The following is a 23,586-nucleotide window of genomic DNA, read 5'->3' as shown; positions in this document are numbered from 1 at the left end:
CGTCACATCGTCACGGAAGGCCGGCCTCGCGCCGGCCTTTTTGTTTTCGCGCGACCTCGCGCCCAACCGTCATGGAATCGAGAGTGCGGTGTGCATAGCGCGCCGCTGATTGGCTCTGGTCCGTTGGGGAATTGACATGAAGACGTTGGTGCTGGCCTCGGTCAGCTTGCTCGCGCTCGGCGTGCTCGCACCGGCCGGTGCTGCCGATCTGCCGCTGTACAAGGCGCCGGCGGCGCCCGTGCTCGCCTTTGACTGGACCGGCGCCTATGTCGGCATCAATGGCGGCGGCGGCCTCGCCCATTCCTGCTGGGGCATCTCCAATGCGGGCCGCGTCGCGGTCGACCCGCCGATCGGCGAAGGCTGTCACAACGCGAGCGGCGGCACCGTCGGCGGCCAGATCGGCTATCGCTGGCAGAAGGGCCACTGGGTTCTCGGTGTGGAAGGCCAGGGCAACTGGGCCGACTTCAAGGGCAGCAATGTCAGCGTGGTGCTGGCGCCGCTGACCAACCAGACCAAGATCAACAGCTTCGGCCTGTTCACCGGTCAGCTCGGCTACGCCGTGAACAGCCTGCTGTTCTACGGCAAGGCCGGCGCGGCGGTGGCCCACGACCAGTACGATACTTTCGTTCCGGGCGCGGGCGCGCCAGCATTCAACAGTGTCAACCAGACCCGCTGGGGCTACTCCGCCGGCTTCGGCATCGAGTACGGATTTGCCGAAAACTGGACGGTCGGCGGCGAATACAACCACATCTTCCTCGGCCACCATGGCGCCGCTTTCGCCACGCTGGTCGGCGGCCTGGCGGCGCACACCGATCTGATCGGCCAGGACATCGATATTGGCCTGATCCGCGTCAACTACCGCTGGGGCGGTCCGCTCATCGCCAAATACTGACCCAGGTTCGCCCGCAGGAACTACTCCAGCGGACTCTCCAAGTCCGGCACTCCAAGTTCAACCCTCCAAGTCTTGCTCCAGCGCGGATTCCCCAACTCCGCGCTCAACCGCGAACAAAGGGCCGGCCTCGCGCCGGCCCTTCGCCTGTTCCGGAGGTCCTCGCTCCTGCCAGATGCCGCCAGCGCGCCAACAATCCGTTGACGATTCGCAAAGTCCACTGGAAATCCGCTCTCGTTCTTCCTACGTTCGCTGCCATACCCATCGGCGCCGATCCCGGTTCCGGGCGAAGCGCGCCTCCAGCGTTGGCGCGCTCGCGCACCCATGGGATTCCTTGAGGGCAACTCGGATGGATGAAGTGATCAAGGCGAAGCGCCAACAACAGAACGCGGGCTCGAGCCTGCGCGCAATTACGATCCGTGGCGCGCGCGAGCACAACCTCAAGAACATCGACGTCGAGATTCCCCGCGACAAGCTTGTGGTGTTCACGGGCCTCTCCGGCTCCGGCAAATCCTCGCTCGCCTTCGACACGATCTATGCCGAGGGCCAGCGGCGCTACGTCGAGTCGCTCTCGGCCTATGCCCGCCAGTTCCTGGAGATGATGCAGAAGCCTGACGTCGACCAGATCGACGGCCTGTCGCCGGCGATCTCGATCGAGCAGAAGACGACCTCGAAGAATCCGCGCTCGACCGTCGGCACCGTCACCGAGATCTACGACTACATGCGCCTGCTCTGGGCGCGCGTCGGCGTGCCCTATTCGCCGGCCACGGGCCTGCCGATCGAGAGCCAGACCGTCTCGCAGATGGTCGACCGCGTGCTGGCGCTGCCGGAAGGCACCCGCCTCTATCTGCTCGCCCCGGTCGTGCGCGGCCGCAAGGGAGAGTACCGCAAGGAGCTCGCCGAATGGCTCAAGAAGGGCTTCCAGCGCGTCAAGATCGACGGCACCTTCTACGAGCTGGCCGAAGCCCCTAGCCTCGACAAGAAATTCCCGCACGACATCGACGTCGTGGTCGACCGCATCGTGGTCCGCGCCGACATCGGCCAGCGCCTCGCTGAAAGCTTCGAGACCGCGCTGAAGCTCGCCGAGGGCCTCGCCGTCGTCGAGTTCGCCGACGCGCCCGCGGCCGCGCCCGCGGAGGAGAAAAAGAAGACCGCAAAGATCCACGACAAGAGCGGCCCCGAGCGCATCCTGTTCTCGGAAAAGTTCGCCTGCCCCGTCTCCGGCTTCACCATCCCCGAGATCGAGCCGCGCCTGTTCTCCTTCAACAATCCCTATGGCGCCTGCCCGGCCTGCGGCGGCCTCGGCGTCGAGCAGCATGTCGACGAGGACCTCGTCATCCCCGACAAGGAGCTCGCCATTGGCAAGGGTGCAATCGCGCCCTGGGCCAAGTCGTCGTCACCCTACTACACGCAGACGCTGACGGCGCTCGGCAAGCACTACAAGTTCACGCTGACCACCAAATGGAAGGATCTGCCGAAGAAGACGCAGAACGCGATCCTCCACGGCTCCGGCGAGGACGAGATCAAGTTCTCCTACGAGGATGGCGTCCGTTCCTACGACACCAAGAAGCCGTTCGAGGGCGTGATCACCAACATCAATCGCCGCTATCGGGAAACCGAGAGCGAGTGGGCGCGCGAGGAGCTCGCAAAGTATTTCCACGACGTGCCCTGCGGCGCCTGCAACGGTTTCCGGCTCAAACCCGAGGCGCTCTGCGTCAAGGTCGGGGCTAAGCATATCGGCGAGATCTCGGAGCTGTCGGTCAAGAAGGCCGGAGATTGGTTCGAGACCGTGCCGGACGCGCTGAACGCGCAGCAGAAGGAGATCGCCGGCCGCATCCTCAAGGAGATCCGCGAGCGCCTCACCTTCCTGCTCGACGTCGGCCTCAACTACCTCACTCTGTCCCGCTCCTCCGGCACGCTGTCCGGCGGCGAGAGCCAGCGCATCCGCCTGGCCTCGCAGATCGGCTCGGGCCTGACGGGCGTGCTCTACGTGCTGGACGAACCCTCGATCGGCCTGCACCAGCGCGACAATGCGCGCCTGCTCGACACCCTCAAGAGGCTTCGCGACCTCGGCAACACCGTGGTCGTGGTCGAGCATGACGAGGACGCCATTCGCCTCGCCGACTACGTGCTCGACATCGGCCCCGGCGCCGGCATGCATGGCGGCCACATCGTCGCCGAAGGCACGCCCGCCGAGATCATGCGCAACCCGAAATCACTGACCGGCAAGTACCTCACCGGCGAGCTCGAGGTCGAGGTGCCGGAGCGGCGTCCGCCCAACCACCGCCGGACCATCAAGGTGGTGAACGCGCGCGGCAATAACCTCAAGAACGTCACCGCCGAGATTCCGCTCGGCCTGTTCACCTGCGTCACCGGCGTCTCCGGCGGCGGCAAATCGACGCTGCTGATCGACACGCTCTACCGCGCCATCGCCCGCAAGCTGAACAATGCCAGCGAGGGCGCGGCGCCGCACGACCGCATCGAGGGCCTCGAGCACATCGACAAGATCATCGACATCGACCAGTCGCCGATCGGCCGCACCCCGCGCTCGAACCCGGCGACCTATACCGGCGCCTTCACGCCGATCCGCGAATGGTTCGCCGGCCTCCCCGAAGCGAAAGCGCGCGGCTATGAACCCGGCCGCTTCTCCTTCAACGTCAAGGGCGGCCGCTGCGAGGCGTGCCAGGGCGACGGCGTCATCAAGATCGAGATGCACTTCCTGCCCGACGTCTACGTCACCTGCGACGTCTGCAAGGGCAAGCGCTACAACCGCGAGACGCTGGAGGTCCTGTTCAAGGGCAAGTCCATCGCCGACGTGCTCGACATGACCGTCGAGGAAGCCGCCGAGTTCTTCAAGGCGGTGCCGCGCGTGCGCGAGACGTTCCAGACCCTGCACCGCGTCGGCCTCGACTACATCCATGTCGGCCAGCAGGCCACGACGCTCTCCGGCGGCGAAGCCCAGCGCGTCAAGCTGGCAAAGGAGCTGTCAAAGCGCGCCACCGGCCGCACCCTCTACATCCTGGACGAGCCGACCACCGGCCTGCACTTCCACGACGTCAAGAAGCTGCTGGAGGTGCTGCACGAGCTGGTCGCGCAGGGCAACACGGTCGTGGTGATCGAGCACAATCTCGAGGTCATCAAGACCGCAGACTGGGTCATCGACCTCGGCCCCGAAGGCGGCGATGGCGGCGGCGAGATCGTGGCCTGGGGTCCGCCGGAGGACATCGCGAAAGCGCCGCGGAGCTACACCGGCAAGTTTTTGGAGCCAGTGCTGAAGAAGGCGCGGAAGCCGAAGCGGCGGAGCACGAGCGAGGCGGCGGAGTAAGCGAACCGAGCGAAATCCGCCGACGATTGGTCCAAGGGAGATCAAGCTTGTCCGCTGGCTTTGTGCAAACCTACCGCGCCTTCGCCCACAACAATGCCTGGGCGAACCACCGGCTGCTGACTGCCTGCACCGCTTTGAGCCAGGGCGATTTTGAAGCCGAGCGAACCGGCTTTTTCCCGAGCCTGCAGCGCACGCTGAACCATATCTATGTCATCGACCTCTTCTATGTCGATGCGCTGGAGGGTGGATGGCTCGGACCTGCGGCCTGGAAGAACGAAGTCCCGTACCCAACGCTGGCCGCGTTGAAGCCCGCCCAAGCCGCGATCGACAGGCGGTTGATCGCAGTCTGCGATGCGCTGACGGCCGACCTTCTCGACGGGGTCGTCAGGATCAACCGCGATTCGCGGATTCAGACCGAACGCCGCGATCGGCTGCTCATGCATCTCTTTCAGCATCAGATCCATCATCGTGGGCAGGCGCACGCCATGCTGTCCGCAACGGCCGTCGCACCGCCTCAACTCGATGAATTCTTCGCGGAGGGAGAAGCACCGCTCCGGGCCGCCGAGTTTGCCGACCTCGGCTGGACCGAGAGCACCGTTTGGATATCATAGGAGATGAACCGGACAGCGTTCGCCTGCCCTTGATACCCGTCGTCAGCTCCCCCGATGTCTCCCTACACCCTCGCCATCTTCGACCTCGACGGCACGCTCGTCGACAGCTTCCCCTGGTTCCTGCGCACCATCAACGACGTCGCCGATCGCTTCGGCTTTCGGCGCGTCAGGGATGAGGATATCGAGGGGCTGCGGCATGCTTCGAGCCGCGAGATCCTCTCCCGGCTCGAGGTGCCCTTGTGGAAGCTGCCGGCGATCGCGCGGCATGCGCGGCGGCTGAAAGCGGAGGCAGCGGCGGAGATTCCGCTGTTTCCAGGCGTCGAGGCGATGCTGCGGACGCTGATCGAGAACGGCGTGCAGCTCGCGCTGGTGACCTCCGACAGCGAAGCCAATGCGCGCGAAAAGCTCGGCGATGCCGCCGCGCTGTTTGCGCATTACGACTGCGCGGCGTCGCTGTTCGGCAAGCCCGCGAAATTCCGCCGGGTCATCCGCCGCGCCGGCGTGGAGCCGGGCCGTGTCATCGCGATCGGCGACGAGGTCCGCGACATCGAGGCGGCGCGCGCGGTGGGAATTACCTGCGGTGCGGTGAACTGGGGCTACGCGGCACCGGCGGCGCTGCGGGCCCACGGGCCGGATTATACGTTTGAGCGGATGGATGAGATTGCGTCGGCGCTATGCCGGACTCGTAGGGTGGGTTAGCACGCGGCTCCGCTTCGCGCAGCCCCAAGTCTAACCCCACCCTACGAACCGCCGCGCGGCGGCTCGTGCTTCTCCAGCGACAGCGCGATCCGTTCCAGAAAGCCGTTCATCCGCCGGGTCTCGGCGACCTGCTGCTCGTAGAGCTCGATCATGGTCACGCCCGACTTGCCGCGTGCCTGCATTCCGGCTCGCCGCGAGAACCAGAACCACAGCCCGATCAGCAGCAGGAACGGCAGCCACGACACCGCGAGCTCAACCCATTTGTCCATCGCAAAATCTCCACGTCCGCCCGCCCGGCGCTCATCGATCCTGGAGAGCATCTGTCGGCTCAGCGCAACATCCGGTTCGATGCAATGCCGTAGACGCCCTACTCCGTCTTCCGCAAAAACGCCCCGAACGCCCGCGGCCCGTCGCCGGTCTTGACCTCGCCGATCACCTTCAGCTCAGCCGCGTCAATGATGCTTAGCGTGTTGCTCTCCCAGCAGGCGACGATGACGCGCTTGCCGTCGGCGGTCGCGTTGATGCCTTCGGGATAGTCGCCGACATTGATGCGCTTGACCGGCTTCAAACTCGCGAGATCGAACACGCTGACGGTGCCGCCATATTGGTCGGTGACGAAGCCGCGCCCAAGCGTCAGCGCGACCGCATAGGGGCGCATCCCGACCGGCACGCGGGCGATCTCACGCCCCTCAGCGATGTCGATCACGGAGACGTCGTCGGAGCCGACATTGGCGGTGTAGGCGCGCTTGCCCTCGGCATCGATGGTCACGCCGAACGGGCGGGTGCCGACCTTGATGCTCGCCTTGCGCTCGCCCGTCGCGGTAGCCACGACCGAGACGCTGTCGTCGTCACGGTCTGCCGAGAGCAGCAGCTTGCCGTCGGGCGTCACCGCGAGCCCCGACGGCGAAGCGCCGACCGAGATGCTGGCGGTGAGGCGCCGCGAGGCCGCATCGATCACCCGCACCGCCGCCGCATACCAGTCGGCGACATAGACGGTGCGGCCGTCGGGCGCCACCGCAATGCCGAGCGGGCCGCCGCCGACCTCGATGCGGTCAGCGACCTGCCGCGTTGCGGCGTCGACCACCGTCACCGCCTTGGCGTCCGGGCTCGTGACGTAGGCAAAGCGCCCGTCCGGGCTGACGGCGATGCCGGCCGGCTTGCCGCCGATCGGGATGGTCGCAACGCTGCGTGATGTCGCGAGGTCCACGACCATCAGATCGTCGCTGAGCTGGTTGGTGACGAACGCCTCTTCGGCGGACGCGCAGCCGAGACCCACGATGCAGATACTGGCGGCGAGTGCCGCCAGAACCAGGGTGCGCACGCTCAGCTTCCGCTCTCGATCTTCTTCTTCAGCGCCTCGAGGCCGGTCTTGTAGAGGCCGCTCACCGCGGTCTTGGCGGCTTCGTCGCTCAGCTCTGGCGGCGGATCGTTGTTGGGATAGCCGCGGTAGAACGCACCAGCCCATTCCAGCGTCGAACCCTTGCCGTCGGCGCTGGGCGTGACCGTCAACGTCGAGGAATAATTGGTCACCGGCAGCACCTTCACGTCAACGGTGGTGATCCGGTAGGAATAGGTCATCGCGGCCGCGTCGAACTTGTAGAGCTCCTCGTCAACCGTGGCGCCGCCGGTCAGCGTCAGCTTCCGCGTCGCGCCGATCTCGTTGCCCTTGTCGCCCTCGGTTTTGGTCACGGGCGGAAGCCAGCTCATGTCCTGGAAATTGCCGATCACCGCCCACACCTTGGCCGGGGCCGCGTTGATCTCGATGGATTCCCGCACCTTCTGCCGGGTCGGCCCGTGGGCCCAGACCGGCTCTAACACAGCCGTCAGAGCCATCCCCGCCACCGCCAGCGCCGCCACCCCGGCGATCGCCGTTCCGCTTCTCGTCCTCATACCGTTTCCTCACTCTTCATCTGCGCGACTTGAGGCGCGCTGAGGCCATGGTAGCGCATTTTTGGACCGTGGCGAGACCGGTTCGCGGCACGGCTGTGGCGGGGGCGCTCGCCCATCCACACCATCCGTTGCGTTGCCCGACAGGCAACACACGCAAGAGCAGGGTCAATGTATCGGCGCGAAAACAATTCGCTTTATACGAATTCGGAAGTACCGCATATTTCGGCCATCCCAGCCCGGGCCGAGGGGCGTATCGCGATCGTCACGACATGCGGGGTGGGACGTGGTGGGCGCAGGCGGCGTCGGCGCGAAAGCGGTTTGCAGGGCGGTCACACCGTGAGCAACGGCTAGCGCGCACACGACCGGTGCAGCCTGCGTACGGCAAAATCGTGTGGTCCTGGCGCCCGGGGTCTGTGCGCCAAATCTTGCGGTGATGCGTGGTGCCCGACCGGGTCCGCGCGTCAGCCATCCGCAAGGCGACGGGGGCAATAGTGCATCGCTCCCCGGGGAGAGCGCGACATAAGCCGTCAAACCACTGCGCAGGGAAGGCCGGATGTTTGGCTTCACCTGTATGCCGCTGTGCATCATCGTCCAGCGCATTTCGCGCACAGCGGACCGTGGGTGCCCGGCCGGCACCCGGCCTTCCCTGCGCCCTCGGCGTTTTTCGAGGGCGGTGATTGCCGCAAAGCTCGGGCACGGTGTGCCGCGAGAATGCGAAAGTGTGTCCGCAAGTTCAAATGCCCAATGAAGACGAAGCATGTCACCTCAGTCCGTCTACGGGGAGCACTCGACAAGAACATAACGGGAACACAATCCTCGCGAAAGCTGCATCTGAGAAACATTTAGAAATAAACAGAAATCGACCCGGCGAGCGTTACTGGGCACGAACTAACACTTGAGATTGCAGGCCAGAAACGCCCCGAGACGACGTAAGACAGTTTGCTGGCATGAGGCCAGCTCCCACCTCGCGACCCCGGCAATGATTGACGGACGTCCGGGACACTAAAGCCGCGAGGAATGCGCGATGGTCACAACCTATTTCAGCTACAGCTACATCACGCGCAATCTTAAGCAGTCGCTGACGCGGATCGAACAGCAAACGGACGTCGCGCGGGAGGCCGCCTATTACAAGGCCAACATCGGCAAGGTGAAGACCGTCGACGATTTCATGAAGGACTATCGCCTCTATCATTATGCGATGAAGGCATATGGCCTGGAGGACATGGCCTACGCCAAGGCTTTCATGAAAAAGGTGCTGGAGAGCGACCTCAACGACTCCAAGAGCTTCGTCAACAAGCTGGTCGACAAGCGCTACCGGGAGTTTGCCGCGGCATTTTCCTTCAACGGCGCGGCAACGCCGGTCGCGCAATCGGACGACCAGACCGACGAGATGATCGGTCTGTACACGGCGACCAAGAAGAGCCAGGTCGACGCGCTTGCCGACGACACGAAATATTACAACGCCAAAATCGGCAACATCACCAGTGCAGACCAGCTCCTGAACGACGATCGTCTTCGCAACTACGTCTATTCGGCGTTCGGGATCGATGAAAGCAAGTGGCCGCGTGACACGATAAGCCAAGTCCTGCGCAGCGATGCGTCCGATCCCAACAGCTACGTCAACACCACCTTCGCATCTCAACTGACTGGCCTCAACGCCCAGCTCGCTCAGGCCAAATCGGACGTGAGCGCCACCAATACGAAGATTGCCGACTACACGGCCCAACTCTCGCAGCCGGGCGCTGACGTGACCCAGTTGAAGATCCAGATCCTGGTCGAGAAGCAACACCTGGAATCGTACACGAAGAGCGTATCCGACCTCGGCGACCAGATCGCGACGATTGGCAACTTTGTAGACCTGGCCGGCGCGTTCGAGTTTTCGCCTGACGGATCGCTTCCGTCAGGTGTGTCCGCCCAGACTGCTGCAAACGTCACGCTCACGACAAAGGCGTTCGACGACAGCAAGTCCGCGGTCTATGCGGCGGCAAGCCCGCTGAACGAAGCTTTCGCCATCAGGCAATTCAGAACGGCCGTCCTCACCATCAATTCGCTCCAGACGTTCGTATCGACTCCAGCGGTGTATGACTTCGCGCTGGGCGCCGTCGGCCTCGATCCCGCAAAGGTCTCGCAGGACACCGTCAAGAAGGTGCTCGAAAGCGACCTCAGCGATCCCAAGAGCTACGTCTATACGCTCAAGGACAATCGCTACGTCGAGCTTGCGCGCGCCTTCAACTTCGACGCAAAAGGCAACCTGACGACGCCCCTGGTGGCTCAGGACCCGGCCGAAGTCCTCGATATTGCGAGGGACTACGTCATTCAAGCAGTGAAGCAGGCAAGGCCCGATCAGCAGAAGGCAGTTCGGGCACAAGCCCAGAAAGACGCGACGTCCTATCAGGAGGCCATCGCTGGCATCGACAGCGTTTCCGAGCTGCTTGATAACCGGAAGATGGTCGATTTCATTCTCGCCGCAAAAGGCCTGGATCCCAAGAAGGTCAGCACCGAATTTCTCAAGAAGATCTTCGCCTCCGACCTGAACAATCCCAAGAGCTTCGCGAACACGCAGAGCGATCCTCGCTTCGCTGAAATCGTGGCATCGTTCAACTTCGACAGCAAAGGCAACGTCGCGCGCCTGCCGATGATGGGTCCCCAGAAGCGTGATCAATTCCGGGAAACACAGGCGAACTATCTTCAGCAAAGCCTGGAGCAGCAGCAGGGTGAGACGAATCCCGGCGTGCGCCTCGCGCTCTATTTCCAGCGCAAGGCGGGCGAAATCACCTCCGCATACGACATCCTCGCCGACAAGGCTCTCTCGGAGGTGTTCAGGACCACCTTCGATCTGCCGGACTCGATGGCAGCGATGCCGATCGATCAGCAGGCCAAGTTCGTGGACAGATTCATGAAGATCACGGATCTGTCAGATCCCACCAAGGTTGCAAAGCTGTTGAACCGTTTCTCCGCGATGTACGACATCAGAAACAGCCAGAGCACCGGTCAGGCTCAATCTCCTCTGCTCAACCTCTTTCAGGGATCGAACTCGGGGTTGAGCGACTCGACGTACCTGGCCATTGCCAAGCTACGTTCGCACTGATGATCGCCCGGCGATCCTAAAGCGCGATGAGATCAGTCATCGCGCTTTAGCTTGTTGTTTGCGCATGATCTCCGCGCAAACGCGTTCCGCGTTTGTCGCGAGGGAAAACCGCTGCGCACTTTTCCGGATCATGCTTTAGCCCAGAACCTCGAGCACCAGCTCCATGGTCATCAGCACGGGATTGTCGCCACGGATCAAGCGGCCCTCCGCGATGCCGCCGGTGTAGTCGATCAGGGCAATGTCGAGCGCCGCTTCGAGTGCGCCCGACGCGCCCGGCGCAATCGTACCCGCCGTCACCGCCAGCTCCGTCGCGAACGGTTCGGTCACGCCGCCAAGGGTGAAGCGCGCGCCGATGGTGGAGCCGACGCCGCCATGAATCTTCGCGCGGGCGATGCCGTGCGCGCGGCAGAAGCCTTCGAGGCAGCCGGCAAAATCCTGGTTGGGCCGCAGCCGCAAGGCGAAGGCGCGGCTCGTGCCCGCGCCGGTGCTCGCGGAGGCCAAAGGTCCGAACAGCCTAAAGTTGGTCTCCGGATCGACCTCGGCCGTGAACGCTGCGCCATCGAGGCCGAACGCCTCGACCTCGAACGGCTCGGCGACAATGGTCTCGTCCGGCATCATGTGGCCGCCGCTTGCCTTGCCGTCCGCCTCGGTCCACAGCCCGTGGCAATGGAAGAACGGCGCGCCGTCGCGCGAGCCGAGCGTCATGCTGCCGAGCCTGGTGCGCGTCACGCCGCCGGGCCGAAACGTATCGCTGTAGAACGCTGCGTTCTCGCCGGTCTTCGACAGCGCCGGCATGACATAGGCGAACGGGCCGAGCGCGCCGCGGCCGAAATTCAGCACGCCACCGGCAAATCCCTCCGCGGCAAAGCCGCGGCGCGCGGCTTCCAGCAACGGCAGGCCGGCTTGAAGCGTAAACGAAAAGGCGCGCCCCCTCGCCTCCACCCACTGGATACGTTCGGGAAGTGGCGCACCCGGCTGCTTGATATTCCGCATCCCCAACGCTCAGCCCGCCTTCGTCTTGTCGAGATCGAGCAGCCCGCGCGCCTCGAGTTCGTCGCGCACCATGCGCTTCGGCACCTTCCCATAGCCGGACTTCGGCAACGCCTCCCAGAAGAAGAAGCGCTTCGGCATCTTGTAGCGCGGCACCTTCGGCGACAGGAACGCCGCCATCTCGGCTTCGCTCACCGGCTTCGCGCCTTCGCGCGCAACGCAGACGGCGACGCCGACCTCGCCCCAGGTCGCATCGGGCACGCCGAGCACGGCGACCTCGCCAACGGCGGGGTGCGTCAAGATCTTCTCCTCGATCTCGCGCGGATAGATGTTGGATCCGCCGGAGATGTACATGTCGGAGGCGCGGCCGGTGATGTAGATAAAGCCTTCCTCGTCCATGTGGCCGAGATCGCCGGTGCGGAACCAGCCGTTGCGGAACGCCTTCGCATTGGCCTCGGGGTTGTCGTAGTAGCCGGCGAGCACCGCAGGCCCGATCACGCAGATCTCGCCGCTCTGGTTGGCTGCGAGCTCGCGGCCCTCGTCGTCCTGGATCGAGACCTGCATGGCCGTGCGTTCAAATCCGCAAGTGCCGATCCTGGCCTGCGGACTGTCCTCGGCGTCGTGCAGTGCCGCCGGCAGAACCGTGATGTTGCCGGTGACCTCGCCCAATCCAAAATACTGCACGATGACCTTGCCGAGCTTCCTCAGCGCCGTCTTCTGATCCTCGCGATACATCGGCGCGCCGGCATAGATCACGTGGCGCAGCGAGGAATGATCGTATTTGTCGACGGCGGGGTGCTCGACCATCATCTTCAAAATGGTCGGCACGGTGAAGAGATTGGCGACCCGATGCTTCTCGATCAGGCGGAAGGCCTCGTCGATGTCGAACCTCTCGGTCGGCAGCAGCACGGTGCACACGCCACGCGCGGTCTGCACCAGCTGATGCACGCCGGCGCCATGCGACAGCGGCGCCACCACCAGCGAGGCATCTGCTTCGGTGACACCAGGGGTGAGATCGGCGAGATGATTGGTGACGACAAAACCCATCTGGCCGTGGGTCAGCACCGCCGCCTTGGAACGGCCGGTGGTGCCGGAGGTGAAGAAGAACCAGCAGGGATCGTCGTGCTCGACCGCGACGTTCTCGACGACCGCTCCGGCTCGCGACGCGATGGCCTCCGCAACCGACGTCTCGCCGAACGACGCCTTCCCGTCGACGCTCCAGGTGAATTCGAGCGCGCCCCCCTTCACCGCAGCGGCATGCTCGGGAAAATCGGCATGGCACAAAAATGCCTTCGCGCCGGAGGCCTCGGCGAGATAGCTGACCTCGTCCGGCATCAGGCGAAAATTGGTGGGGACCCAGACGGCACCGAGCCGGAACGCGGCGAACATCGAGAAGAACATCTCGCCGCCGTTCTTGGAATGGACGAGGATGCGGTCGCCCTTGGCAATGCCGCGCGCAGCGAGCGCTGCGGCCAGCGCGGAGACCTCCACATCGATCTCGCGCCAGGTCCAGGATCTGTCCCCCCAGACGAAACCGGGACGCGATCCATGCCGCCGGGCATTCTGGGTCAGCATGTAAGCGAGATTCATGACGCGGCGGGACATGCGCAGGGGCTGCATCGGGCTTCCTCTTCGAGTGCGGTCGGCGCGCAAGCCGCCCGCTCATTAGAGCCCATTTATCGCCATCGTCGGCGCCGCCGCAAGACCATCGGCCGCGCGCCTGCCCTACGGCTGCTTGAATGCGAACGGCATCGCCGTGATCGCCCTCTCCTTGACGCAGGCCTGCGCGCCAAAACCGCCGCAATAGCTGCCGTGCAGATCGAACCGGATGGTGCGCGCGGCGCCGCGCTTCATCGGCGGCGCCAGGATCTTGTAGCTGCGGACATAGCCGTCGAACACCTGGCGCACGCTGCCATCCGGCAGCGTCACCAGGATGGTCATGACGCAGCCGCCGGTTCCACAATAGGTGGTCTCGCGGTCGCCGCATTTGGTGTCGCGGAAATCGACGATGTAGTCCTCGCGGCCATCGCCCGTCAGATCGACCTTACGTACCGTATCCGGGGCGAAGGTCACGGCGCCGCCATCCTGGCCGCTGCATTCCTCGTTAGCATAATGCAGCGCCTTCTGCACGGCGGGCGGATAGTCCGAGGGATTGAACGGCTTCGCATCGTCAGCTCGCGCAATGGAGGCGACGAGAACGAGCAGGAGGATGAGATAGCGCATGCGCGTTTGTCGGTGGTGCGGGCACGATCGTTCAGGGAATTTTAAACATGATCAGCGCAACCTCCCTCAGTTCTCGCGTACAGAGTGCCGCATCATGGTCAAAGCGCCCGCCCTCCTCCTGTTGTCGCTGGCGCTCGCCGGATGTGCCGTCGCCCCGCAAGCCCATCTCGCCCCCGATCCCGCCTTCAGGCCTGCACGCTACGCCTGGGACGGCGCCGGCGAGAATCCCAACCAGCCGCGTTCTGCGTCATTGCGTGCAACGCGCGCCGCCAGCTCCGAGCGCACCAGATCGCAAGCCGGGCTTCAGCCCTATTCCAGGGAATGGTGGCAGGCGCAGGACGGCATCGAGGCCGAGCAGGACGCCAGGGTCAACCGATCCCTCGTCATCTGCCAGGGCTGCCTCCGCCAACAGCCGCAGCCGGAAGACTCCAGGCTCGCCAAGGCGAGTGATTGAACCGAACAGCCGCTCCATCGGTCTACAGAGATACGCGCCGGCCACTCCGGCCTGTTGTCGCGCGCCATCATCTCAGGGACATTTCATGCTCACCCGTCGGACCTTCGTCGCCGCCTCTCTGCTTGCAGGATTCGCCCCGGCCTTCGCCGAAACCCCGGCTCCCAGCGATCCCGTCGCCATCCTGACCGCGATCTATACCCGCGCCGCCAAGGGCAAGGGCGACGGTGGCGCCGCCTTCGTCATCGAGAACAAGGCGGCGAAGTCAAAATACCTCTCCAAATCGCTGGTCGCGCTGTGGGCCAAGGCGGATGCGCACACGCCGAAGGGCGACGTCGGCCCGGTCGATTTCGATCCGGTTACCAATTCGCAGGAACCGGACGTGAAGTCGTTCAAGGTTGACGCTGAGAAGATGGAGGCCGACAAGGCGACGGTCGCGGTGACCATCACCGGCCACCGCAACGACCGGAAACCGGCCGACCAGATCGTGCGTTACGACTTCGTGCGTGAGGCCAGTAGCTGGAAGATCGACGACATCAAGGGCTCCTCCGACGGCGAAGCCTGGTCGATCCGCAAGATGCTGACGGACTCGCTGAAGAGCTGACCGGAGACGACATGAGCGACGTCATCAACAACAAGGCCCATCACCGCTATGAGCTCGAGGTGGAGGGCCATCTCGCGACGGAGCATTACAAGCTCGATGACGATGTCATCACCTTCGAGCATACGGACGTGCCGAAGGAGCTCGGCGGCAAGGGCGTCGGCTCAAAGTTGGTGCAAGGCGCGCTCGACCAGGTCCGCGCGGCCGGATTGAAGCTGATCCCGCAATGCCCGTTCGTGAAGGCGTGGATCGAGAAGCACCCGGAGTATCAGGACCTGGTGAAGCGATGAGCGCACGGGCCCGCTCGTAGCCGCGCGGGCCCGCCGACATCTGCGGCCTATTGCCCGTGCTTGAGCAGGTCCTGATCAGTCAGATCCCAGTCCTGCCACAGCAGCAGCACGCCGAGCAGCACCGCAACCGCGCCGAGGCTGGTGTGGTAGATGCGCAGGAACCCTTCAGCGGAATAGCCGAGGAAATAGGGCGAGGCGATGAGCCACAATCCGAGCAGGATCGTTGCCACCTCCTGCCAGCGTTGCAGCGCGACATATTCGAGCTGACTGATGCCAAACACGATCAGGCCGACTGCGACCGCGTTCAGGATGACCATTGAGTCTCCGGCGAGCCCGGGCTGATCCTGGATGGGAAACCACGGCGAGACGACGATCAGTGCGCCCAGCACCATCCCGCACCAGTCTTCCCATGTTCGATGAGTATTCAAGAAACCAAAGTCCGACATCGTACCCTCCCACAACAGAGGCATACGTCTGCGGCTGGCGATCATGACACACCGAATATCTCGCGACCCTGCCTGCCGCATTCGGGCGTATGTCCTGCAAAAGACGTGGGAGCCGCCGGCGACCGCGCAAGAGCGGCTGCGAGGATTATTTCGATGGCCGCCGCGATCTTCGCAGGTCGCCAACTCATATCGCACTGCGGCTACAGCGCCCCGAGCCTCTGCAGCGCCTCGCGCGCGACCGGCAGGCCGGGCTTCAATTCCAACGCCTTCCTGAAGTCGGCGATCGCGCCCTGCTTGTCGCCGAGCCGAAGCCTGGCCTGGCCGCGATTGTTCCAGGAGAACACGTCGGAGGGATCGTATTGCAGCGCCTTGTCGTAGTCGGCAAGACCGCCCTTGTTGTCGCCCTGGTAGAGCCGGATCATGCCGCGATTGCGCCAGCCGCGCGCATCGGTCGGCGCGATGCGGATCGCCTCGCCATAATCGGCAGCGGCGTGGTCGAGCTGTTCGCTGTCGCGATAGACGTTGCCGCGGTCGATATAGGCGAGCAGGCTGGGCGCAAGCTTGATCCGCATGGTGTAGTCGGTGAGCGCATGCGCCATGTCGTGCCTGCGATAGTACACCAGGGCGCGATTGGTGTAGGCCGTGGCATAGTTCGGATCGCGCTTGATCGCGGCGTCGAAGTCGGCAAAGGCGCCATCGAGATCACCCTTGTTGTAGCGGGATTCGCCGCGGTTGCTGTAGGCCAGCGCCAGCGAGGGATCGAGCCTGATGGCCTGGTCGTAATCGGCGATGGCGCGATCATAGTCGCGCTTGAAGCTGTAGACACGGCCGCGATTGTTGAAGGCGCAGGCATAGTCGGGAGCGAGCCGGACCGCCTCGTCGAGATCCGACAGCGCCGCGTCGAGCTCGCGCTCCTCGGTGAGACCATGGCCGCGATTGCAATAGGCGCCCGCCAGCCGGTGGCCGCTCTCGCTCCTGGTCTCGATTACGGTCGAGCAGGCCTTGACCCGCTCCTCCGGCGTGCTGGTGGGCCCGACGCATGCGTCCCAGACCGGACCGCCTTCGGCCGCAGCCGGCAGCGGCGCCGTCGAAAGCAAGACAGCGAGCAGCGCGGGAAAGCTGAGTGCGACACGCATTTCGAGATATCTCCCCTGCGGCAACCTCCCTTGGTCGCACCTTGGCAAGGGCCGGTTCAGGCGCCTAGATCAGGAAACAGGCAGCGCTTCGGAAGGATCTGGCATGGCGGCATCGGTACGCGACAACAAGGACAGGAGCCGCTTCGAGCTCGACGTCGGCAGCGAGGTCGCCTTCGCCAATTACCGGCTGACACCGTCGGCCGTGATGATCACCCATACCGAGACGCCGCGCGCGCTGCGCGGCCGCGGCATCGCGTCCGAACTGGTGAAGGGCGCGCTAGAGCTGATCCGTCGCGACGGCCGGAAGGTGATCGCCGGCTGCGGCTTCGTCGTCGACTATCTCGACAAGCATCCGGAGGATGCGGATCTCGTCGCTTGAAAGCAAAAGGGCCCGCGAGATCGCGGGCCCTTCTCAATCCCTTGGCTCAATCCCTTGGCAATGACCGATCGAGCGGTCAGTGCTTGATTTCCGGCGGCAGCTTGCCGCCATTGGCAGCGAGCTTGGACATCACCTGCTTGTGCAGCCAGACGTTCATGCTGGCGGAGTCGTTCATGTCGCCGCTATAGCCGAGCTCCTTGGCGAGGTCCTTGCGGGCGGCGAGGCTGGAATCGATGTCGAGCGCCTTCATGAGGTCGACGATGGAGGTGCGCCACTCCAGCTTCTCGCCCTTGTGCGCGGCCGCAGCCTTGTCGACGATCGCAGCGACGTCGACCGTTGCCGCCGGCGCGGCAGCAGGCGCCGATCCAGCCGGCGCGGCGCTGGCGGGCGCGCCGGACGACGGCGCGCTGGACGACGGTGCGCTGCCTGCGGGTGCGGCGGCAGCCGGATGGCTGCCGAAGATCGCGCCCATGATTTTCCCGAAAATGCTCATGTCTGCTCCCCGAAAAGGATCCGTTAGAAGGGCCTTGAGTGGCACACTTATAGACGAAGTTACCGCGTTGCGCCCGCGTTCCTGCGAACGAACAAGCAGCATCAGCTTATCTGCGGCGAAATGACGACCGAATGACACATTCGAGGTTGCATTGCGGCATCGAATTTCACCCGAGCGTGAGGGACAGGTCTCGGAAATGGGCGTACGCTTCCTGTTCAGCTCGCGATGCCTTCCGGAATTCGCGTCTGGTAGGGATCGCGCAACTCAGAGAATGGCGGCCGCTTGCGCCGTTGCCGGCGCCGGATGCGGCTGCCCGGCAAGGGAGCTAGCGATCATGGCCACATTCTACCGGGGCAATGTCCCAACGATGGCCCAGCCCACTGACGCGGCTGGACCTGTGATCCGAACCATCCAACTCTCCGACCTGCACGATGCGCTCAAGCGCGGCTGGGAAGATTTCAAGGCGGTTCCGAGCCACGCCATCATCCTCTGCGTGATCTATCCGGTGCTGGGCCTCGTGCTCGCCCGCGTGGTGATGGGCTATTCGGTGCTGCCGCTGCTGTTTCCTCTGGCCGCCGGCTTCGCACTGATCGGGCCGTTCGCGGCGCTCGGTCTCTATGAACTCTCCAGCCGGCGCCAACGCGGCGAAGAGGCGAGTGCCTGGGATGCCATGGAGGTCCTGCGCTCGCCCTCGTTCGGCGCCATGCTCGGCCTCGGCACGTTGCTGCTCGCTCTGTTCGTGACCTGGGTTGCGACCGCGCAGGCCATTTATGTGTCGGCGTTCGGCTATGAAGGCGTGACCGGAATCTCCGATTTCATGACGCGCGTGCTGACGACCCCGCAAGGCTGGTGGCTGATCGTGGTCGGCTGCGGCGCCGGCTTCCTGTTCGCTCTCGCCGCGCTCTGCATCAGCGCCGTGTCGTTCCCCCTCATGCTCGACCGCCATGCCGGCGCGTTCGAGGCGATGGTCACCTCGCTGCGCGTCGTCGCCAAGAACCCGGTGCCGATGGCGGCCTGGGGCCTGATCGTGGCCGGGCTGCTGGCGCTCGGCACGATCCCGGCCTTCCTCGGCCTTGCCGTGGTGATCCCCCTGCTCGGCCACGCCACCTGGCACCTCTATCGCAAGGTGATCGCCTCGGAGCCCGGCTCGCGTCCGGTGCCGCCCCCGCCGCATCGCCCGCGCAAGCCTGCCGCCGATTTCCCCGCCAACCTCTTCCCCTGGCGTAACAGGTCGGACGCCTGACGACATCGTGACGTGCGATCCTGCCCGAGCCCGGCTCGGGCAGGATCGCGAACTGTCATACGCCTTGCTTTGGCCGCGGTTACAATCGAGATTGCGCCTGCCGGTCAGATCACTTCACGGAATCCATTTCATCTGATGACCCCGACGGTTTCTCGTCTCGCTCTTGCAGCCCTCGCCCTCTCCGCATCCATCCTGTCCGCCCAGCCAACGCTCGCTGCGGTCGCCTGCGGCTCCGGCAATTTCGACGCTTGGCTTGCCGACTTCAAAGCAGACGCCGCGGCCAAGGGCATCTCGCAGCAGGCCATCGCCGCCGGGCTTGCCGGTGTGACCCTCGACCAGAGCGTGCTCAACCGCGACAAGTCGCAAAAGGTCTTCACCCAGACGTTTGAAGAGTTTTCCGGCCGCATGGTGCCGCCGCGAATGACGCGCGGCTCCAACATGATGAAGCAATACGGCTCGGTGCTGTCGCGCATTGAGCAAACCTATGGCGTGCCCGGCGAGGTGCTGGTCGCGATCTGGGGGCTCGAGACCGATTTCGGCGTCAACACCGGCAAGTTCGCCACCATCCGCTCGCTGGCGACGCTGGCGTATGACTGCCGGCGTTCGGAGCAGTTTCGCGCCGAGTTGATGGATGCACTGCGCATCGTCCAGCGCGGCGACCTGGCCCCAGGCGACATGAAAGGCGCCTGGGCCGGTGAGCTCGGCCAGACCCAGTTCATGCCGTCGTCCTGGATGAAATACGCCGTCGACTTCGACGGCAATGGCAAGCGCGATCTCCTGCACAATGCGCCCGACGTGCTCGCCTCAACTGCCAATTATCTCGCCGGCTATGGCTGGCAGAAGGGTAAGGATTGGCAGCCCGGCAGCCCGAACTTCGCGGTGCTCCAGCAGTGGAACAAGAGCGAGGTCTATTCCAAGACGGTGGCCTATTTCGCCGCCCGGCTGGCCCACGCCCCTTAAAATAACACTCTGCAAAACGCATAGGGCCGATCGGTAAGGCGACCGGCCCTCTCTTGGGTGCGTTTGCCTACCCGTTTACTTGCCCATGGTGGCGTGCATCGCCTTGTTGAGGTGCATGCCGCATGCACCCATTTTGCCGTTGAGGAGCGCGTCCTGCGCCGCCGCGATCTCCTTCTGCGCGACGAACTTGCTGTCGCCGTCGGCCATGGCTTCGATCGCGGTTTCGGTCTTCTCCAGATTGGCCGAGCTGCAGCCGCCCGTGGCGTGCTTGGCGGCCTGGGCAGGCGCGACGGCGAACGCGACGGCGGCAATTGCGATAACCCCGAGTAACTTCGTCATGATGTTACTTTCCTTCTCTTGTTCTTGAGACAGCCCCAGCGACATTGCCGGAATCTGCGACATGACTTTCCTCCGGGCGCGGCAACTTGCCGCAATAAATTCCCCGCGAGAATTGCGTGATGTTGCGCGCCGCGCAGAGGCGCATGCGAAATTTCTGATTTCCATTACAACTTGGTAATGAAGCTACACCTTTGACGTGTGTGCACCGCACCAGGAGACGGGTGAGATGCGAACCACGCCGGATCAGCTCCCCTCTGTCCTGCCGGCTGCTCGGCCTCGTCGGCCCCCGAGGGCTAGCGAATCGGCGATTGTCGCCGATCCAGCGGTGGTTCGCTTCCGAGCCGCCCTGCTCACTTAAGTGAATTTATATTCATTACTTATAGCCTGCGACACATGCGATTCGCGCATGCGAGACTTGGGCGCAGTAGCTGGACGGTCGCCTTGCGTGGAAGGGGAACACGACTTATTTCGGCACCGAGGGGAACCGCCATTGTAATCATAAATCCGTGTATTCACGGACATTTATGACAATCTGACGGCTCTCTCGCCTACGCATTAAGCGAGATTGCCTTCGAGTTAATCGTCCGTTACCGCCGCCATGCATCATACGCTTAGCTGCATCGCAACATCGGAACTTTCGCACTGCACCACTCTCACCTATATTCATTTCAACGATGACGCCTCGGCAAAGGCTGAATCGAACTACAGGAGACTACCAATGCTGCTCTCGCTCATCCGCATGATCCAGGCTTTCCGGGACTATCAGCGCAATGTTGCCGAGCTGTCCCAGCTCAGCGATCGCGAACTGGCCGACATCGGCCTCGATCGCTCGGACATCCCGCGCGTTGCCGCCGGTCAGTATCAGGGCTGATATCGTTTAGCCCTACCGGACGAACCGATAGCGCCCGCCTCGTGCGGGCGTTGTCGTTTCCAATGGCAGAAAACTCGATCTCGGCGATTCCACTCTTCGCCGAAAAGCGCTACCTGTCCGCCTCATGACAGGACCCCAATCCAACATCGTGCACGTGATCGGTGCCGGCCTTGCCGGTTCCGAGGCCGCCTGGCAGGTGGCCAAATCAGGCGTGCCCGTCGTGCTGCACGAGATGCGGCCGACCCGCATGACCGAGGCCCACCGCACCGACGGGCTTGCCGAGCTCGTCTGCTCCAATTCGTTCCGATCGGACGACGCCGCCAACAACGCCGTCGGCCTGCTGCATGCGGAGATGCGCCGGCTCGACTCGCTGATCATGCGCGCGGCCGATGCCAACCAGGTGCCCGCCGGCGGCGCGCTCGCGGTCGACCGCGACGGCTTCTCGGCCGCCGTCACCAAGGCGCTGAACGACCATCCCCTCATCGAGATCACCCGCGGCGAGATCGCGGGCCTGCCGCCGGCCGACTGGAGCAACGTCATCGTTGCGACCGGTCCCCTCACCTCTGCCCCGCTCGCCGATGCCATCCGCGAGCTGACCGACGAGAACGCGCTCGCCTTCTTCGACGCGATCGCGCCGATCGTGCATCGCGAGTCCATCGACATGTCGGTGGCCTGGTTCCAGTCGCGCTACGACAAGGTCGGTCCCGGCGGCAACGGCGCCGACTACATCAACTGCCCCATGACCAAGGAGCAGTATGACGGCTTCGTCGCCGCGCTGATCGCCGGCGAGAAGACCGAGTTCAAGGAGTGGGAGACCAACACGCCCTATTTCGACGGCTGCCTGCCGATCGAGGTGATGGCGGAGCGCGGCCCCGAGACCTTGCGCCACGGCCCGATGAAGCCGGTCGGCCTCACCAACCCGCACGATCCCGCCACCAAGGCCTACGCAATCGTGCAGCTGCGCCAGGACAACAAGCTCGGCACGCTCTACAACATCGTCGGCTTCCAGACGAAGCTGAAGTATGGCGAGCAGCAGCGCATCTTCCGCACGATTCCCGGTCTGGAGAAGGCCGAGTTCGCCCGTCTCGGCGGCCTGCATCGCAACACCTTCCTCAACTCGCCAAAGCTGCTCGACGGCCAACTGCGCCTGCGCGCGCAGCCGCGGCTGCGCTTCGCCGGCCAGATGACGGGCTGCGAGGGTTATGTGGAGTCCGCCAGTGTCGGCCTGATCGCCGGCCTCTATGCGGCAGCCGACGCCCGCGGGGAGAGGCTGGCGAGCCCACCGGCGACGACGGCGCTCGGCTCGCTGCTCGGCCACATCACCGGCGGTCATATCGAGACCATCGAGCCGGGCACGCGCTCGTTCCAGCCGATGAACATCAATTTCGGCCTGTTCCCGCCGCTCGCGAGCGTGCCGACGAAAAAGCCCGACGGCACGCGACTGCGCGGCAACGAGAAGACCGTAGCCAAGAAGCAGGCGATGAGCGCGCTGGCGCTCGCCGATCTCGATCGCTGGATCGCCGATCACCTGCGCATCGCTGCCGCCGCGTGAGTTTGCGATGAGCCTCCCTAAAGACGACGCCGCGTCACTGTCGGCGCGCTGGACCGAGGGCGTGCTGCTCAAGCGCGACGTGTTCTCGACCGTCGAGCGCGGCCGCTTCCGCGGCGATGCCGGCGAGGTCGATGCGGTGCTGCGCCGGCTCGACGAAGTGCCGTGGTGGTCGTTCCTGCTGGCGCGCCATCTGTTCGCGCGCGAGAAGCATGCGCTGGCGCTCGCCAAGGGCCTGAACGTCGGCCCCGAGCTGCTGTGGGCCGGACGCCGCGCGCTGGTGCGCGGCTTCGTCGACGGCGTCGCGCTGCATCTGGCCAAGCCCCATGGCGACCTCGCCTATTTCCGTTCGGCCAAGGCGGTGCTGCGCCGGCTGCGCCGCGCCGGCATCTGCCACAACGATCTTGCCAAGGAACAGAACTGGCTGGTCGGCCGCGACGGCCGCGCCTATGTGACCGACTTCCAGCTCGCAGCATGCTTCAACCGGCGCGGCCGGCTCTATCGCATCCTCGCCTATGAAGACCTCCGGCACCTGCTCAAGCACAAGCGCTCCTACGCACCCGAGGCGCTGACGCCGCGCGAGCGCAAGGTTCTGGCGAAGAAGTCGTTCGCCGCGAGCCTGTGGCTTGCCACCGGCAAGAAGGTCTATCGCGCCATCACCCGCGGCCTGTTCAACTTCACCGACCGCGAGGGCGGCGGCCGACGGCTCGTCAACGACGCACCGGTGCTGGCCGAGCTGATCCGCAAGAACCCGGCCGTGCGTGACACCGCCATCGTCGCCTTTGCCGACCGCCGCTCGGGCGTCGGGCTCTATGCCTTCGTCGAAGCCGATCAGGCCACGCTCGAGGGCCAGATCCGCACCGAGCTGACTGCTGCGAAGGGCCCGAAGCCGCCGGAACACATCCAGGTGGTGCACGCCCTGCCGCGCGATCCCAGCGGCAAGCCGCGCACCGAGATCCTGCAGCTGGTCGCCATGAACCAGCTCGACCTGATCGAGCCGATGATGAGGAACGACCAGGACCGCGCCTTCCTCAAGGACATCCTGGAGCAGCGCAAGAACCTGCGCGACCGCTTCAATTTCGAGGCGGACCTGCCAACCACCTAGCGCGGGGC

The 23,586-nt window shown here is 64.5% G+C and carries 24 protein-coding genes; 14 read left to right on the top strand and 10 right to left on the bottom strand.

Translation table 11 applies throughout. From position 1 onward, the window contains the following. Nucleotides 1-136 precede the first annotated feature (136 nt). The 4 genes from QA642_RS24345 (at nucleotide 137) to QA642_RS24330 (ending at nucleotide 5,524) form a co-directional block, all read left to right on the top strand. On the top strand, nucleotides 137-892 hold the full coding sequence (locus QA642_RS24345) for an outer membrane beta-barrel protein (RefSeq protein WP_283079106.1): 756 nt from the start codon (nucleotides 137-139) through the stop codon (nucleotides 890-892). 346 nt (nucleotides 893-1,238) lie between these two features. After that, complete coding sequence (uvrA, locus tag QA642_RS24340) at nucleotides 1,239-4,214, top strand: excinuclease ABC subunit UvrA (RefSeq protein WP_283079105.1); 2,976 nt, start codon at nucleotides 1,239-1,241, stop codon at nucleotides 4,212-4,214. Nucleotides 4,215-4,261: 47 nt separating this feature from the next. Continuing rightward, nucleotides 4,262-4,825, top strand: coding sequence for a DinB family protein (locus tag QA642_RS24335; protein ID WP_283079104.1), 564 nt, complete (start codon nucleotides 4,262-4,264; stop codon nucleotides 4,823-4,825). Between the two features lie 54 nt (nucleotides 4,826-4,879). After that, nucleotides 4,880-5,524, top strand: a complete 645-nt coding sequence (locus QA642_RS24330) for an HAD family hydrolase (protein WP_283079103.1) — start codon at nucleotides 4,880-4,882, stop codon at nucleotides 5,522-5,524. Between the two features lie 41 nt (nucleotides 5,525-5,565). Here QA642_RS24330 and QA642_RS24325 read toward each other — a convergent pair whose 3' ends face one another. The 3 genes from QA642_RS24325 to QA642_RS24315 form a co-directional block, all read right to left on the bottom strand. Beyond that, a complete protein-coding gene (locus QA642_RS24325) occupies nucleotides 5,566-5,793 on the bottom strand; it encodes a hypothetical protein (protein ID WP_283079102.1) in 228 nt (75 codons plus the stop codon). Nucleotides 5,794-5,891: 98 nt separating this feature from the next. Further along, the gene (locus QA642_RS24320; protein WP_283079101.1) at nucleotides 5,892-6,845 is read right to left on the bottom strand and encodes a cytochrome D1 domain-containing protein; all 954 of its coding nucleotides are present in this window, start codon (nucleotides 6,843-6,845) and stop codon (nucleotides 5,892-5,894) included. A gap of 2 nt (nucleotides 6,846-6,847) precedes the next feature. Then, complete coding sequence (locus QA642_RS24315) at nucleotides 6,848-7,414, bottom strand: SRPBCC family protein (RefSeq protein ID WP_283079100.1); 567 nt, start codon at nucleotides 7,412-7,414, stop codon at nucleotides 6,848-6,850. A gap of 1,024 nt (nucleotides 7,415-8,438) precedes the next feature. Here QA642_RS24315 and QA642_RS24310 point away from each other — a divergent pair. Then, nucleotides 8,439-10,502 carry a DUF1217 domain-containing protein gene (locus QA642_RS24310; protein ID WP_283079099.1) on the top strand — a complete coding sequence of 688 codons (2,064 nt, stop codon included), beginning with the start codon at nucleotides 8,439-8,441 and terminating at the stop codon, nucleotides 10,500-10,502. A 135-nt stretch (nucleotides 10,503-10,637) separates the two neighbouring features. Here the strand turns inward: QA642_RS24310 and QA642_RS24305 are convergent, their stop codons facing one another. From QA642_RS24305 to QA642_RS24295, 3 genes are all read right to left on the bottom strand, one after another. Further along, nucleotides 10,638-11,495, bottom strand: coding sequence for a DUF296 domain-containing protein (locus QA642_RS24305; RefSeq protein WP_283079098.1), 858 nt, complete (start codon nucleotides 11,493-11,495; stop codon nucleotides 10,638-10,640). A 9-nt stretch (nucleotides 11,496-11,504) separates the two neighbouring features. Next, nucleotides 11,505-13,112, bottom strand: coding sequence for an acyl-CoA synthetase (locus tag QA642_RS24300; protein WP_283079097.1), 1,608 nt, complete (start codon nucleotides 13,110-13,112; stop codon nucleotides 11,505-11,507). Nucleotides 13,113-13,217: 105 nt separating this feature from the next. After that, nucleotides 13,218-13,715 carry a hypothetical protein gene (locus QA642_RS24295; protein ID WP_283079096.1) on the bottom strand — a complete coding sequence of 166 codons (498 nt, stop codon included), beginning with the start codon at nucleotides 13,713-13,715 and terminating at the stop codon, nucleotides 13,218-13,220. Between the two features lie 94 nt (nucleotides 13,716-13,809). Between QA642_RS24295 and QA642_RS24290 the strand changes: the two genes are divergently transcribed. The 3 genes from QA642_RS24290 (at nucleotide 13,810) to QA642_RS24280 (ending at nucleotide 15,057) form a co-directional block, all read left to right on the top strand. Continuing rightward, nucleotides 13,810-14,169: a hypothetical protein gene (locus QA642_RS24290; RefSeq protein ID WP_283079095.1), complete on the top strand. Its 360-nt coding sequence runs from the start codon at nucleotides 13,810-13,812 to the stop codon at nucleotides 14,167-14,169. A gap of 85 nt (nucleotides 14,170-14,254) precedes the next feature. Continuing rightward, nucleotides 14,255-14,770: a DUF3828 domain-containing protein gene (locus tag QA642_RS24285; RefSeq protein WP_283079094.1), complete on the top strand. Its 516-nt coding sequence runs from the start codon at nucleotides 14,255-14,257 to the stop codon at nucleotides 14,768-14,770. A gap of 11 nt (nucleotides 14,771-14,781) precedes the next feature. Next, complete coding sequence (locus QA642_RS24280) at nucleotides 14,782-15,057, top strand: GNAT family N-acetyltransferase (protein ID WP_283079093.1); 276 nt, start codon at nucleotides 14,782-14,784, stop codon at nucleotides 15,055-15,057. Nucleotides 15,058-15,104: 47 nt separating this feature from the next. Here QA642_RS24280 and QA642_RS24275 read toward each other — a convergent pair whose 3' ends face one another. Together QA642_RS24275 and QA642_RS24270 are read right to left on the bottom strand one after the other, a co-directional pair. Further along, on the bottom strand, nucleotides 15,105-15,503 hold the full coding sequence (locus QA642_RS24275) for an SPW repeat protein (protein ID WP_283079092.1): 399 nt from the start codon (nucleotides 15,501-15,503) through the stop codon (nucleotides 15,105-15,107). A gap of 200 nt (nucleotides 15,504-15,703) precedes the next feature. Next, nucleotides 15,704-16,639 carry a tetratricopeptide repeat protein gene (locus QA642_RS24270; RefSeq protein ID WP_283079091.1) on the bottom strand — a complete coding sequence of 312 codons (936 nt, stop codon included), beginning with the start codon at nucleotides 16,637-16,639 and terminating at the stop codon, nucleotides 15,704-15,706. A 103-nt stretch (nucleotides 16,640-16,742) separates the two neighbouring features. On the opposite strand from QA642_RS24270, the gene QA642_RS24265 reads away from it, so the two are divergent. Continuing rightward, nucleotides 16,743-17,018, top strand: coding sequence for a GNAT family N-acetyltransferase (locus tag QA642_RS24265; RefSeq protein ID WP_283079090.1), 276 nt, complete (start codon nucleotides 16,743-16,745; stop codon nucleotides 17,016-17,018). Nucleotides 17,019-17,094: 76 nt separating this feature from the next. Here the strand turns inward: QA642_RS24265 and QA642_RS24260 are convergent, their stop codons facing one another. Then, entirely contained in the window at nucleotides 17,095-17,511 is a 417-nt protein-coding gene (locus QA642_RS24260; RefSeq protein WP_283079089.1) for a DUF3597 domain-containing protein, read from the bottom strand. A 334-nt stretch (nucleotides 17,512-17,845) separates the two neighbouring features. On the opposite strand from QA642_RS24260, the gene QA642_RS24255 reads away from it, so the two are divergent. Continuing rightward, nucleotides 17,846-18,754, top strand: a complete 909-nt coding sequence (locus QA642_RS24255; protein WP_283079088.1) for a DUF2189 domain-containing protein — start codon at nucleotides 17,846-17,848, stop codon at nucleotides 18,752-18,754. A 135-nt stretch (nucleotides 18,755-18,889) separates the two neighbouring features. After that, nucleotides 18,890-19,714, top strand: coding sequence for a lytic murein transglycosylase (locus QA642_RS24250; RefSeq protein ID WP_283079087.1), 825 nt, complete (start codon nucleotides 18,890-18,892; stop codon nucleotides 19,712-19,714). Nucleotides 19,715-19,789: 75 nt separating this feature from the next. Here the strand turns inward: QA642_RS24250 and QA642_RS24245 are convergent, their stop codons facing one another. Then, the gene (locus QA642_RS24245) at nucleotides 19,790-20,116 is read right to left on the bottom strand and encodes a hypothetical protein (protein ID WP_283079086.1); all 327 of its coding nucleotides are present in this window, start codon (nucleotides 20,114-20,116) and stop codon (nucleotides 19,790-19,792) included. 655 nt (nucleotides 20,117-20,771) lie between these two features. Between QA642_RS24245 and QA642_RS24240 the strand changes: the two genes are divergently transcribed. The 3 genes from QA642_RS24240 to QA642_RS24230 all read left to right on the top strand — a co-directional run bounded on the left by QA642_RS24240 (nucleotide 20,772) and on the right by QA642_RS24230 (nucleotide 23,578). Beyond that, nucleotides 20,772-20,924: a DUF1127 domain-containing protein gene (locus tag QA642_RS24240; RefSeq protein ID WP_007590701.1), complete on the top strand. Its 153-nt coding sequence runs from the start codon at nucleotides 20,772-20,774 to the stop codon at nucleotides 20,922-20,924. 124 nt (nucleotides 20,925-21,048) lie between these two features. Next, the gene (trmFO, locus tag QA642_RS24235; protein WP_283079085.1) at nucleotides 21,049-22,476 is read left to right on the top strand and encodes a methylenetetrahydrofolate--tRNA-(uracil(54)-C(5))-methyltransferase (FADH(2)-oxidizing) TrmFO; all 1,428 of its coding nucleotides are present in this window, start codon (nucleotides 21,049-21,051) and stop codon (nucleotides 22,474-22,476) included. 7 nt (nucleotides 22,477-22,483) lie between these two features. After that, complete coding sequence (locus QA642_RS24230; protein ID WP_283079084.1) at nucleotides 22,484-23,578, top strand: serine/threonine protein kinase; 1,095 nt, start codon at nucleotides 22,484-22,486, stop codon at nucleotides 23,576-23,578. The last annotated feature ends 8 nt before the right edge of the window (nucleotides 23,579-23,586 follow it).

Origin of the sequence: Bradyrhizobium sp. CB2312 (genome assembly GCF_029714425.1) — a bacterium.
Classification (GTDB): domain Bacteria; phylum Pseudomonadota; class Alphaproteobacteria; order Rhizobiales; family Xanthobacteraceae; genus Bradyrhizobium.
Note: the sequence above shows the minus strand (reverse complement) of the source record. Positions and strands in the feature narration are given on the sequence as shown.

Excerpts from the sequence above, each read along its gene's own strand:
- QA642_RS24345 (WP_283079106.1), top strand. The coding sequence starts at position 137 with ATGAAGACGTTGGTGCTGGCCTCGGTCAGCTTGCTCGCGCTCGGCGTG.
- uvrA (WP_283079105.1), top strand. The coding sequence starts at position 1,239 with ATGGATGAAGTGATCAAGGCGAAGCGCCAACAACAGAACGCGGGCTCG.
- QA642_RS24330 (WP_283079103.1), top strand. The coding sequence starts at position 4,880 with ATGTCTCCCTACACCCTCGCCATCTTCGACCTCGACGGCACGCTCGTC.
- QA642_RS24325 (WP_283079102.1), bottom strand. The coding sequence starts at position 5,793 with ATGGACAAATGGGTTGAGCTCGCGGTGTCGTGGCTGCCGTTCCTGCTG.
- QA642_RS24315 (WP_283079100.1), bottom strand. The coding sequence starts at position 7,414 with ATGAGGACGAGAAGCGGAACGGCGATCGCCGGGGTGGCGGCGCTGGCG.
- QA642_RS24310 (WP_283079099.1), top strand. The coding sequence starts at position 8,439 with ATGGTCACAACCTATTTCAGCTACAGCTACATCACGCGCAATCTTAAG.
- QA642_RS24305 (WP_283079098.1), bottom strand. The coding sequence starts at position 11,495 with ATGCGGAATATCAAGCAGCCGGGTGCGCCACTTCCCGAACGTATCCAG.
- QA642_RS24300 (WP_283079097.1), bottom strand. The coding sequence starts at position 13,112 with ATGCAGCCCCTGCGCATGTCCCGCCGCGTCATGAATCTCGCTTACATG.
- QA642_RS24295 (WP_283079096.1), bottom strand. The coding sequence starts at position 13,715 with ATGCGCTATCTCATCCTCCTGCTCGTTCTCGTCGCCTCCATTGCGCGA.
- QA642_RS24290 (WP_283079095.1), top strand. The coding sequence starts at position 13,810 with ATGGTCAAAGCGCCCGCCCTCCTCCTGTTGTCGCTGGCGCTCGCCGGA.
- QA642_RS24285 (WP_283079094.1), top strand. The coding sequence starts at position 14,255 with ATGCTCACCCGTCGGACCTTCGTCGCCGCCTCTCTGCTTGCAGGATTC.
- QA642_RS24280 (WP_283079093.1), top strand. The coding sequence starts at position 14,782 with ATGAGCGACGTCATCAACAACAAGGCCCATCACCGCTATGAGCTCGAG.
- QA642_RS24275 (WP_283079092.1), bottom strand. The coding sequence starts at position 15,503 with ATGTCGGACTTTGGTTTCTTGAATACTCATCGAACATGGGAAGACTGG.
- QA642_RS24270 (WP_283079091.1), bottom strand. The coding sequence starts at position 16,639 with ATGCGTGTCGCACTCAGCTTTCCCGCGCTGCTCGCTGTCTTGCTTTCG.
- QA642_RS24265 (WP_283079090.1), top strand. The coding sequence starts at position 16,743 with ATGGCGGCATCGGTACGCGACAACAAGGACAGGAGCCGCTTCGAGCTC.
- QA642_RS24260 (WP_283079089.1), bottom strand. The coding sequence starts at position 17,511 with ATGAGCATTTTCGGGAAAATCATGGGCGCGATCTTCGGCAGCCATCCG.
- QA642_RS24255 (WP_283079088.1), top strand. The coding sequence starts at position 17,846 with ATGGCCACATTCTACCGGGGCAATGTCCCAACGATGGCCCAGCCCACT.
- QA642_RS24250 (WP_283079087.1), top strand. The coding sequence starts at position 18,890 with ATGACCCCGACGGTTTCTCGTCTCGCTCTTGCAGCCCTCGCCCTCTCC.
- QA642_RS24245 (WP_283079086.1), bottom strand. The coding sequence starts at position 20,116 with ATGTCGCAGATTCCGGCAATGTCGCTGGGGCTGTCTCAAGAACAAGAG.
- QA642_RS24240 (WP_007590701.1), top strand. The coding sequence starts at position 20,772 with ATGCTGCTCTCGCTCATCCGCATGATCCAGGCTTTCCGGGACTATCAG.
- trmFO (WP_283079085.1), top strand. The coding sequence starts at position 21,049 with ATGACAGGACCCCAATCCAACATCGTGCACGTGATCGGTGCCGGCCTT.
- QA642_RS24230 (WP_283079084.1), top strand. The coding sequence starts at position 22,484 with ATGAGCCTCCCTAAAGACGACGCCGCGTCACTGTCGGCGCGCTGGACC.